Raw genomic sequence first — 11,699 nt, forward strand, 5'->3', positions numbered from 1 at the left:
TTCCGGCGCCGTCCCCGGGCAACGCGCTGCGTTCACAGCGGAGTTCATTCAGGAGAAGATACTCGCTGAAGGCGCGCTCGACGGACTCAATGACGAAGCCCGCCATCTAATCTATGTGATTGCCGATACCGGACTCAGGCTTTCTGAAGCGGCAAACCTCACCACCGAAACAATCCACCTCGATCAAGAAATCCCGCATGTGCGGGTGCGCCCCAATGGCCGTCGCTTGAAGACCGGTCATTCAGCCCGTGACATTCCCTTGGTTGGCGGCGCACTTGCAGCCATCAAGCTCCATCCGGACGGCTTTCCTCGTTATCGCGACAAGGCCGCGTCACTTTCAGCGCTCGTCAACAAGGTGCTCGCCAGCAAGGAACTTCTGCCGACTTCCGAGCATAGTCTTTATAGCCTGCGACACACTTTCGAGGACCGGCTGACGGCAGTTGAGGCGCCGGAGAAGGTAATTGCTTCTCTGATGGGCCACAAATGGATCCGGCCCAAATACGGCGCGGGACCTTCGTTAGCGCAAAAGCGCGAGTGGCTTCAAAAAATCGCTTTTACCCCGCCCGGGCGAATGTGATTGCGGCGCCATCCAGGCCTTGAGAACCAACCTCACGGCTCCAGCTGTCCGAGCCATTTAGGTTGAGCGTGGCCAGCACGCGCTGCGCTCGCTCGCGATTTCCGAGCTTCCGCCGCATTTGTTCGACCTCGTATTCCAGCCTTTCGAAGGTCGGTATATAGGCATCTCCATGCCGGATGACCAAGTAGGCGGCAACAGCTAGACAGCATTCTAGCTCCGTGGCCGATGGATCGGAAAAAGGGGCGACGCCATACCAAGACGAGCAACGCCTCTCGAGGGCTTCCGAACTAGGCAAACGGCCAGCATGTGGCATGGGATACAAACCTATGCCTGATCGACGAACCTAAAGTGCTCACGAAGCTTGACCGGTACGCGGGCCATCGGAGGGTTCTGCCTAAAACCGCCAAAAATTTTGAAACACCCATTCATCCGGCTCGAATTCAAAGGGATCGGCGATTTTTGGGTTATGGCTTGCAAGCATAGTTCAGCCCAGACAAGAACGCCTGATATCTTGTCGTTCACTGTCACCCTGCCAAATATGGTGCCGGTGACAACGGCAGTTTGGCGAGCAGAAGAATTCCCGAGACTGAGACGTTCTACGGCTTGGCCCATGTTCGCGCTCCTCCTCGATTGGAGACAGGATGGGCCATATGGAAGCGAATAAAAGGAGGTTGGTGACGAGTCTCGGTAGTGGAGTAGAAACGGGTGGAAAAGCTTGCGCTATTCGCCGTCGGCGCCGCTAAGCGCATTTGAGAGAAGGGGCAACGATCGCCAAGAGATGACGTCCGATCGCAAGCCGGCTAGAAATGCGACAGTGACGCGCCTTTTTTGGCACGACCTTAGCACCCGATCGGGCCTCAGCTGGTCGTCGTTGCGCAGCCGATCGGGTGCGATTTTTATAAAGCTCTCTTGGCTTTAGCTTTGAGAGCCCGTCATCGAGACAAATGCAAGGGAACGGTCCCGCCCCCTGGGGACATTCGACATGCCGTGGCAGCTTCCTATGGTGAGCCAGCGCATTCCGATACACGTTTTCCGCGCTCTACCGTTGCTCCAGCACCTGTGCTGAGGCTGAGCGCTTGATCAGGACCCGACCGCTGCTGTTGCGGGATGGTGACTGGGTTGAGGTCGCGAAAACCTTGACCGCGGGTACGTTGTTCATCCAGATGAGCGCTGAGCCGAGAAGCAGCCAAGAACGCTTCCCGTAATCGAATCCTACGGGAACCGCGAAACCAGCGTCCAAGGGACGCAATTCTCCGACGTCGTTCACTCAAGCTCATCTCGCAACTTGAACGCTTGTATGAAGCCGCTGCATGTGCGCCGGTGGACCGGATTGCTGCTATCCAAACCACGTGCTCAGTTTCGCCCCCGTAATAACTCTACCGTCCGAAACGGCTTTCGCGCGTCAGGTCCACCCCACATGAAAGTTCCGCGAGCAGCACGGACGGAGAGGCCGGTCACAACTCCTTCGCGTGCTCTTTTACTACCGAATCAAGTGCCAAATGGAGAGGCACTGCCTTAGAGAACAGGAAGCCCTGCGCGGTTCTGCAGCCAAGCTTGTACAGAGTTTGCCGATCTGCCTCTGTTTCAACGCCCTCGGCCATGACCTCGATCCCGAGCGTCCTACCAAGGTCAATCACCGCTTTGACAAGCAGCCGATTCTCCCGGGACTTGGCTAAGCCGCGAATGAAGCCCTGATCTATTTTCACTTTCCTGATCCGACTGTCCTTGAGCGATGCCAACGTCGAAAAACCGGTGCCGAAGTCCTCGAGCGCGATAGAAATGCCAGCATGTGAAAGCTGGCCGAGCTTTTCATCCACTCTGTCCGGATCCACTGGGGCTTCTTCGGTAATCTCGATGTCGAACATCGTTGCAGGGAGGTCTTTTGCCGCCAGACCATTAAGAATCATCTCGTCAATATCGCCAGCTTCCAACTCGCGCGGTGAAACATTCATCGCCACACGAACATCACGACGGTCAGCTTTGACCAAGCCCTCGATAAGAGCGCAACAGTCGGCGAATACCGTTTGAGTTAGCAGCTGAAGCATTCCAGTTTCGCGTGCCGCTGTCATGATCTCGGGCGGAGAAATGGGACCGTGAAGCGGGTGAGACCATCTTAGCAAGGCTTCAAAACCGACGACGCTTCAGTTTCGAGTCTTACGATTGGCTGAAACCAAGCGACCAAGCTTCTCATCGTTATCGCCGAATGAAGATCGCGTTCGATTGACTGGCGGCGTTGCAGTTCCCGGGCTAGCTCGGCACCGAACAGACAAAATTCATTCCTGCCGCGGCGCTTAGCTGTGTAAAGGGCGATGTCGGCCCGCAACAACATTTCCGTCAGTCCGGGGTTTTCAGCCAAGTAGATTCCTATAGACGCTCCAATGCGGACGGATGCGATCCCAGGATAGGGGCGAGCAAGCTTGGCTATGAGATTGGACGCGAGATTGGTGGGAGAAGGAGAATTCTTTCGCGAAGAAAAAACCAGCACGAATTCATCCCCACCGATGCGGGCGAGCGTTGAGCCCTCCGGTGCTTCTTCCTCTATTCGGCGGGCGATCCTGGCAAGCAGCTCGTCACCCGTTCTGTGACCGTAGGTACCGTTGACAGATTTGAACCCGTCCAGATCAATCAGCATGGCCACAAAGGGTCCATCGGTGTTCTCAAACTGATCGATTGCATGTTCGAGGCCCCGCCTGTTGAGGAGCGCGGTAAGATGGTCCTCCCTGGAATTGCGCTCCATTTCCGCGGCAAGCCGCTCGGCTTGATGTCTCAGGCGGCTCGCGTCACGGAAGCGCGCTTGTCCAACGAACGAGGATCGAACCAGGCCGCCCTCGAAAAGCAGGACGGCAAAAGCCAGAATGTAGTTTTCCGGGGCTCCCTTCGTCAGCAAACATGCGGCGGCAATGAGGAGTGGCGGTGTGATGAAGCATATCGCTGCCGCAGCATATGAGCTGCCGTACGTGACCGCGCCAGCTGAAATGCCCGCCAGAATTATTAGATGCAGCGATGCTTGAGACGTCGTGTATCCAGCCGTTAGGATGGCAAGGAATGACCAGGTGAATCCCGCCAGAAGAGCAAGCCTGCCAAACCAGCGAAGCCGCAGCCAAACCCGTGTCAGATCATCCTGGACTCCGGGTTCCTTCAGCTGATGACGGGCGAGTGCAAGGCGGGCGGCATTTATCGCATTAACGACCGAAAACCAGGCCGCGCCAGCAAGACCGTTCCCGGAAAGGGCCTGCACGGTCAAAATCAGCCCGGACAGCACAATGCTTATCGGCATTGAGACGAAAAGGCCTGCCCTCAGATCAGCGAGCTGGTCCTGAAGGATTCTCGCCTCCAGCGGATCTTCTTTTCCAAGGCTGGACGGGTCAGCTTGCTTACTCCTGCTTGTCCGCAGCCTATGCAGCCCCCCTGAAGGACGGGTTAATTCTTCAATCGGAGATCAGCGTCGGGGAGCAGGATTACTCCGGTGCATCATGCACTCTCTCCCATCGCTCGCCCAGCACGCGCAAAAATGCGACTGCTGGTGCAGTATCACCGCTGGAGCTCCGCCGATATCCCATGCCGGACAAGGGGAACATGTTGGGCAAAGCGAAGCCCCAGATGCCTTGCAAGCCGTGCCGCCAGGTGGTCTCTGGAGTAGAGTCCAATCAATATGTTCGTTGCATGGTAGAGCGGCGCCGCCGACAGGCGCAGCCGCCTTTCGTATATATGCAGCATGTCGGGGTCGCCAACATTGCGGCCGTCGCGGCACGCAGTCATGATTCCACGGGCGAGTTGCTTCTGGCTGCTGAGACCGATGTTGAATCCGTGAGCGGTCACCGGGTGCATGCCGATGGCAGCGTCGCCGATGAGTGCGGCGCTCGGCGCCCGGAATTTGTGCGCCCAGGTCGTGACCAGCGGATAGGTGTGGCGCTTGCTTGCCAAGGTCATTTTTCCAAGGCGCCCTCGACACCGTTTCGTCAACTCCGACAGGAACAAATCATCATCGAAGGCAAGCAGTCTATAGGCCTCGTTTGAGCGCAATGTGAGCAGCAGCGACGACATGCCCTCCGCGAGGGGCAACATCGCTATCGTCTGATGGTGATCGAACCATTCGATGGCGATCTGGTGGTGGGCGCGCTCGTGCCTCACTCGGCAAATCAGCATCGAGTGGCCAAGCCGGTTGATATCGGCGCCGATGCCTAGCAGATCACGCGTGGCGGACAAACGCGAATCCGCGGCAACAACCAGCCGAGCAGTTAAACGCGCGCCATTAGAGAGCGTTACGACTGCTCCTTCTTGGCTGTTTGTTGCATCGACGACCGAGTGGCCGCACAACAGCCGGGCGCGATCCTGCAAGCGGACGATTTTGAACAGCGCCTCGCGGATCCGGCAATTTGGAACCAAAACCCCCAGCGGTTCTCCAGAGTTGCTGGGAGGATCGAAACGAAGAGCGAATGCGCTCGAGCCGTTGAGCACGCGCGCGCCTTGAAGTGCTGATTTGTCCGAAGCCGGGATGACATCCCAGGCGCCGAGCTCGCGAAGGGTTCTGATCGAAGCGTTGGTCAGCGCGATTTCGCGACCATCGAAAGCCGGATTCGCCAGACTATCGAATGTGTTCTGTTCAACAACTGCCACCTTGAGTTCGCTTTGGGCAAGCGACGCAGCGAACGAAAGGCCGACCGGGCCGGCTCCAACGACAACGATGTCAAAATTATCGTCAGAGCCCATCAGCGTGCCGCCATCCGGTCGCCTATCCTCGTGTAACGGTGGAACTGAGCCGAGTGACATGAGCTCCGTGGCCGCCGCATTGCCTAAAGGCGCTGGGCCGGGAGATTCGCATCGATCGGCAACGAAGCACTCAAAGCGCTCAGAGGTGGATGCGGCTAACCGATCCCGCCCTTTGGCCGCGCAGCCGCGCAGATCGCCGCCAGCAAGCGAGACACTCGCGACGCTGGTCAGCCACGGCCGCGCCGCATCGATCGCCACATTCCACCTGGAACCCTTGCGCATACTACTCACGCTCCACGACGTCGAAGCGGGCTCTCTTGCGAGGGTATCGAACGTAGCGCTCTCTCTCGTCATCCCAGCCAAGGTAGCGGAAACTTTTATCCACGACCGCGCATATCTCATCAAGAACCTGCTGCATGGCTTCGATGTCGATGTCCTTGCAATTCAGTCGCCGATAGAGCAAAGCCCACGCGGCGACATAGTCGTCGAAATAGCGCGCGTCACTCGAACCAATGATCAACTTCGGACGGTTGATCGATCTCGAAAACGCACGTCCCAACCCCGATGATGCTCCGCAGCACGTTGACATCACGAGGATCTTCGGCGCTGGATGCGAGCCCTGGAACATTCTACGAAGTCAGCCCAAAGAAGGCCACTTTCGACGCACACAACCCATCAAAGGCGAAAGCTGTTGATCGGCCCCCGTGTCCGCGCAGCCACGCGGATGGTCAGCCAGCAAGCGAGATACACACGACGCCGGTCAGCTAATGGCTGCGCCGTAAGCACAAGGCATGGCCGACCACACGACAGAAAACCCAGAACCGTGAAGGTGCTGATAATGACGACCAATCTTTCCGTAAGTCATGCATTTCTCCGTCGAAGACTGGTCAATAGAACACACCGATGAGTATGACCCTGATCTGGATCAGCCAGACATGACCAATCGGCACTGGCGGTTTACGGTCAGGGGATCGACCGTGACGTTCCACTTTGGAACCCGTGCGCACATGGCCAAGCTCTCGTCCGGCCACGCGAGGTACTCTCGTGGCATCAGCCGCCTCATACTGGGTGCAATGGGAGGCAGTCCTTCGCACGACAGAGGCTTTTCACAAATGTAGTGTGCAGCTTAGGTCAAGATGGTCATGGAGCATGGAGCATGGAGCATGGACAGCTTGTTCCCGACCGAGCCGGCTCGACTGACGAGCGCGATCCGCGCATCTTATGCACAGCGGATTGAAATCAGCGTTCCGGTTTGTCGTCCCGATCAATTAGTATCCGCTCGGCGGCTCCGTCGAGATCTTCGTATTGACCGCTTCGCAATGCCCAGACGAAGCCGGACACACCCAGTGCACCCAGAAAAAGGGCCACTGGTATGAGATAGAGCAACGTCGTCACGAGGATTATGCCGAATAGCTGACTGCGGAGCGTCCGACTTTTTGAATAACTTGCAGCGTCGCATTCGCCCCGAAGCCGTGCAAGCGCAATGCGTTTCCAATAACAAGCACCGATGAGGCAGACATGGCAATCGCCGCTAACAAAGGCGTGGCGTGCCCGAGGATGGCGATTGGTACTGCCACCGCATTGTAGACGATCGCAATCGCGATGTTCTGGCGGATCAGGTGTCCCGCCTTGCGCGAGACGTCCAGCGCGAGAGGCACTGCCAGAAGGCTTTCGCGCAGGAATACGAAGTCGGCGGCATTGCGGCCAATGTCGGCGGCGGTAGCTGGAGCGATCGAGACATGCGCCGCGCTGAGCGCCGGCGTGTCGTTGAGGCCGTCGCCAACCATCAGAACCTTGTGTCCGTCTTTCGCCAGGGTCTCGATGCGCTCGACCTTGCCGGATGGCAGCAGGCACGGAACGAAGTCCTTGACACCCAGCATTTCTGCGACTTCACCGCAGGCACCCGCAGTATCGCCCGACAGCATTTCCACTGACACCCCGGCATGGCTCAATTGCCCGATCGCCGCCTTGGCGTCTGCGCGCAGCGCGTCCTCAAAATCGAAGGTCGCGACAATGAACCCGTCTTTTGTCAGCACGGTTCCGCCATGTTTGCCTTCACCACCGGTCCGGGCTCTCCATCCAGCCCATCCGCGTCGGCCTAGCCGCCAGGTGCTTCCGGCTCCAGTGGCTTCGATTCCAAACCCTGGATGCTCGGTGACGGCATCAAATTTGTACTGCCCGCCGGGATGGGCAAAACCGGCTATGGCCTTTGAAAAAGGATGGCGGGAATGCGTAGCCATGTCTCCCGCGACTGCCAGCATGGCCGGATCGATCGACGATGCATTGACCAGCCGGGGCTGGCCGAGCGTGAGCGTTCCGGTCTTGTCGAACACCGCTGTATCAATCGTCGCCAGGCGCTCCATGGCAGAACCGTCCTTTACCATGATGCCGTTCTCAAACAGGCGCCGCGCGGCGACCACCTGAACGATCGGTACGGCGAGGCCGAGCGCGCACGGGCAGGTGATGATCAGAACGGCAATGGCGATGGTTATCGCCCGGTGCCAGTCGCCGGTCACCGCCATCCAGCCAAGGAACGTCGCGAAGGCTGTGAGATGAACCACCGGGGCATAGAGCGCTGAAACGCGATCGGCGATCCGGCGATAATGCGCGCGGCCGCCCTCTGCGGCTTCCATAAGACGAACCATTTCCGCCAGAAACGAATCCTTCGCGGCGGCTGTCGCCTCAATCGTCAGCGGGCCGGTAAGATTGAGCACGCCGGCCTGAACTGCTTCGCCCGGCGCCACGTTTTTCGGCGTGCTTTCGCCTGAGGCCAGCGAGCAGTCGAGATCCGACGTTCCCTGGATGATCTTGCCGTCGACGGGGATCCTCTCACCGGCTGCGATCAACAACCGCATGCCTGGTTCGATCTCGCCGACCGGCAAATAGTCGCGCGCGCCGTCGCTGCGCAGCACCATGGCGCCATGTGCGGCCAACTGGGACAGGCCTTTCACAGCGGTCCGGGCACGTTCGCGCATCACGTGATCCAACGTGCGGCCGATCAACAGGAAGAACAGCAGCGATACCGACGCGTCAAAATAGGCGTGATCGCCATGGTTGATCGTCTCGTAGAGGCTCATGGCGTAGGCGAGCGAAACACCGACCGCGATCGGCACGTCCATATTCATGCGGCCATGGCGCAAAGCATTCCAGGCCGAACGGAAGAAGATGCCGCCGGCGAAGGCGAGGGCAGGAATGGCGATCAGCGCCGAGACCCAGTGAAACAGGTCGCGGGTAGCACCTTCGGCGCCGGACCAGACCGAGACCGAAAGCAGCATGATGTTGCCCGCCGCAAAGCCGGCAACCGCGACCGCGCGGATCAAATCCGATAACGTCCTGTCCTTGTCGCCGACCTCGGAAGGGAAGAGATGCGCCTGGTAGCCTAGCCGCCCAAGCGCGACGACGAACGGTGGGACCTCGTCACCACGCCACCGGACAGAGACCCGTTTCGTCGACAGGTTGACGCGGGCGCTCTCGACGCGATCGAGCTTTCCCAGCGCCGTCTCGATCGTCTGGATGCAGCCTGCGCAATGAACCGTCGGTACTGAAAGATCGGTCTGGTGAAGATCATCGCCAAGCGATCGGCTCGCCAGCCTGATCTCCTGGCTGGACGGCAGGACCGATCCGGTGTTGACCAGATCAAGCGCCATTTCGGCGCCCGGTGCACAACAACTCATTGCAGCGCTCCATTGGAAATCATGATCCGGCGGACGTCGCGATACGGTTTGTCCAGACCGGCGTCGGCGTCGACTTCGACAATCCAGACGCCGTCCTTCGGCATGTGCTGGGCTGCGAATTCCTGGCCCGAGGCGGGTGCGAGGGTGACCGACTTGTCCTCCTTCTCGTACGCGGGATGGCGAAACAGCACCTTGACGCCGTGCAAGGGAACCGGCTTGCCGGCGACGTCGGCGAGGCCATAGCGAACTTCGCCCCATGCGATGGTCAGCTTGCCGGTCCAGCCAAGTGCTGCCTGCGCCCGTCCTTCCTCGGCCTTCTTGTTGAATTGCTGGCTCGCCACATAGGTGTTTTCGACGACGAGGCCAGTCCAGCTTGTGCTGGCGAGCGTTGCCATGGTCAGATTGACTGCGATGACCACGCCGAAAAAGGCCAGGATGATGACCAGCATGTGCCTGCCGGTGAATTCACGAGGCTTTTGTACATTGGCAGTCATCTGAGGGGCTCCGGCGCGTTGAAGGTGGCGGTGTACTCGTTCGACTCAAAGCTGGCTCTGTCCTCGACGCGGAACTTGAAGGTCTGTGCCGGAGCGCGGATCTGGTCCGCCGGCTGGCGAACGAAGACCCTCAGCATTTTCAGGCGGTCGGGTTCGACCGGAATGGCGAAGGAACGGCCTGCGGGGATGTCGTCGCCGACGACGACCATGTCAGCGCCTTCAAGGCCCTGCATGGTTACGACGATCGTCCTCGGCTCGGGGATCATGTTGAGCAGCTTGACGGTATAGCCATTGCGGATGGATCCGTCGGTCAGCGTGACGAACTGGGGATTGCGATCATGCAATACGTTCAGTTCGAGCCGATCGCGCGTCAGCAGCGAATAGAGCAGGCCGAGGCCGATCAGCGACCACAAGCCCATGTAGACGTAGGTGCGCGGCCGAAAGATCTTGCGGATGTGAAAATGCGCCACCTTGTCGGAGAACAGGCCATCAGCGGTCCTGATCAGCGATGGATTGACTGAGCTGGACCCGCCTGCAGTCGCCAGCATCATATTGGTGTTGTAGTCGGAGAGCGTCGCGTAGGAGATCAGCCCGCGCTCCTTGCCGAGCTTGTCCATGACGCCGTCACAGGCGTCGATGCAGAGCGCGCAGGTGATGCATTCGAGCTGCTGGCCATCGCGAATGTCGATCCCCATCGGGCAGACCGCGACGCAGGCATTGCAGTCGACGCAGTCGCCGACGGACTGCCCTGCAGCTTGCACCTTCTTCGCATGACGCGAACGCGGTTCGCCGCGCCAGTCATTGTAGGTGACGGTGAGCGAACTTTCGTCGAGCATGGCCGCCTGGATGCGTGGCCATGGGCACATATAAGTGCAGACCTGCTCGCGCATCAGCCCGCCGAACGTGTAGGTGGTCGCCGTCAGGACGGCGACGGTGATGTAGGCGACGGCCGCCGCAGTGCCGGTGAAGAGCTCGCCGAGCAGCGTCGGTGCATCGGCAAAGTAGAAGATCCAGGCGCCGCCAGTCGCCGCCCCTATGACCAGCCAGATGGTGTGCTTGGACACACGCAGCATGAGCTTGCGCGCGGTCCAGGGACCTGCGTCAAGTTTCATGCGGGCGTTGCGGTCCCCCTCGATCGCACGTTCGACGACGAGGAACAGATCGACCCACACCGTCTGAGGGCATGCATAGCCGCACCAGGCACGGCCGACAGTCGAGGTGATCAGGAAAAGTCCAACGCCGGCCATGACCAGGAGACCAGCCACGTAAAAGAATTCCTGCGGCCATATTTCTATGAAGAAGAAGTAGAAGCGCCGATTGGCGACATCGAGCAGCACGGCCTGGTCGGGCGCAAACGGACCACGGTCCCATCGCAGCCATGGCGTCAGATAGTAGATGCCAAGCGTGATCGCCATCACCAGCCATTTGAAGCGTCGAAAGTTGCCCGAGGCGCGTTTTGGAAAGATCTTCTTGCGCGCAGCATAAAGGGGCTGACGGATCTTGGCGGAATTGACCGCCTCGGCTTCCAGCCGTTCTACCTGCGTCTTGTCCAGCAACGACTTTTCTCCGCTCTACACGCAGACGGTGATTTGACTGCGTCAGGCAACAATGCCGCCGGGTGGACCTGCCCGCGTTGATGCAGGTCAATCTGCGCGCTCCGGAAAAGAGTCGAGGCCCGGCAGGGCCGGGCCTCGTCGCCTGGAAGGTGAAGGGTTGAGAATAGGTCCCCGCTTCCTATTCTCCACCGCCAAGCGAATGGATGTAGACCGCCAGTTCCTTGACCTTGGTTTCGCCAAGACGCGCTCCCCAGGCTGGCATGACGCCCTGCTTGGGTGCTCGAACCTGGTCGGCGATCGCCGTCTCGCCTGAGCCGTAAAGCCAGATCGCGTCGGTCAGGTCGGGTCCGCCCAGCTCCTTGTTGCCTTTTGCGTTGTCGCCATGACAGGCAACGCAGTTGTCGGCGAAGACCTTGGCGCCCGGCTGGATCAGACTTGCATCGTGGACCTTGCCTGACAGGCTGGCGACGTAGGCGCTGACCTTCGCAATCTGGTCGGCGGTGATGATGTCGCCGAAAGCCGGCATTTCCGACAGCCGCGTTTCCGCATCAGTCGCAAAGCGGATGCCATGCGTGATCGTCTGCTGGATCTGCTCGGCCGTGCCGCCCCATAGCCAGTCGTCGTCATTGAGGTTGGGAAAGCCAGCTGACCCTTGGGCGCCAGAGCCGTGGCACTGCGTGCAGTTGAC

The 11,699-nt window shown here is 59.4% G+C and carries 9 protein-coding genes and 1 pseudogene; 1 reads left to right on the forward strand and 9 read right to left on the reverse strand.

Annotated elements, in window-relative coordinates; genetic code table 11:
* Nucleotides 1-577 (forward strand): annotated as a pseudogene (locus EN750_RS04945) (tyrosine-type recombinase/integrase); the annotation flags it as partial.
* Nucleotides 578-2,031: 1,454 nt separating this feature from the next.
* On the opposite strand, the gene EN750_RS40455 reads toward EN750_RS04945, so the two are convergent.
* From EN750_RS40455 to ccoP, 9 genes are all read right to left on the reverse strand, one after another.
* Nucleotides 2,032-2,697, reverse strand: coding sequence for an EAL domain-containing protein (locus EN750_RS40455; RefSeq protein WP_245454739.1), 666 nt, complete (start codon nt 2,695-2,697; stop codon nt 2,032-2,034).
* Nucleotides 2,691-3,854, reverse strand: a complete 1,164-nt coding sequence (locus tag EN750_RS40460) for a GGDEF domain-containing protein (RefSeq protein ID WP_245455339.1) — start codon at nt 3,852-3,854, stop codon at nt 2,691-2,693. Before EN750_RS40460 ends, EN750_RS40455 begins: the two co-directional genes overlap by 7 nt.
* A gap of 254 nt (nt 3,855-4,108) precedes the next feature.
* Nucleotides 4,109-5,290: a 5-demethoxyubiquinol-8 5-hydroxylase UbiM gene (gene ubiM, locus EN750_RS04955; RefSeq protein ID WP_185928959.1), complete on the reverse strand. Its 1,182-nt coding sequence runs from the start codon at nt 5,288-5,290 to the stop codon at nt 4,109-4,111.
* A gap of 280 nt (nt 5,291-5,570) precedes the next feature.
* Nucleotides 5,571-5,915 carry a hypothetical protein gene (locus EN750_RS04960; RefSeq protein WP_126057793.1) on the reverse strand — a complete coding sequence of 115 codons (345 nt, stop codon included), beginning with the start codon at nt 5,913-5,915 and terminating at the stop codon, nt 5,571-5,573.
* A 611-nt stretch (nt 5,916-6,526) separates the two neighbouring features.
* Complete coding sequence (gene ccoS / locus EN750_RS04965) at nt 6,527-6,682, reverse strand: cbb3-type cytochrome oxidase assembly protein CcoS (protein ID WP_081714250.1); 156 nt, start codon at nt 6,680-6,682, stop codon at nt 6,527-6,529.
* Nucleotides 6,683-6,687: 5 nt separating this feature from the next.
* On the reverse strand, nt 6,688-8,961 hold the full coding sequence (locus EN750_RS04970; protein WP_126059322.1) for a cation-translocating P-type ATPase: 2,274 nt from the start codon (nt 8,959-8,961) through the stop codon (nt 6,688-6,690).
* Complete coding sequence (locus tag EN750_RS04975; RefSeq protein ID WP_126057792.1) at nt 8,958-9,455, reverse strand: FixH family protein; 498 nt, start codon at nt 9,453-9,455, stop codon at nt 8,958-8,960. Before EN750_RS04975 ends, EN750_RS04970 begins: the two co-directional genes overlap by 4 nt.
* Nucleotides 9,452-11,011 carry a cytochrome c oxidase accessory protein CcoG gene (ccoG, locus tag EN750_RS04980; RefSeq protein WP_127395792.1) on the reverse strand — a complete coding sequence of 520 codons (1,560 nt, stop codon included), beginning with the start codon at nt 11,009-11,011 and terminating at the stop codon, nt 9,452-9,454. The genes EN750_RS04975 and ccoG overlap by 4 nt, the downstream gene beginning before the upstream one ends.
* Nucleotides 11,012-11,189: 178 nt before the next feature.
* Nucleotides 11,190-11,699: cytochrome-c oxidase, cbb3-type subunit III (gene ccoP, locus EN750_RS04985; protein WP_127395793.1), on the reverse strand; the 510-nt coding region annotated here is incomplete at its 5' end.

Origin of the sequence: Mesorhizobium sp. M7A.F.Ca.ET.027.03.2.1, assembly GCF_003999175.1 — a bacterium.
GTDB lineage: Bacteria > Pseudomonadota > Alphaproteobacteria > Rhizobiales > Rhizobiaceae > Mesorhizobium.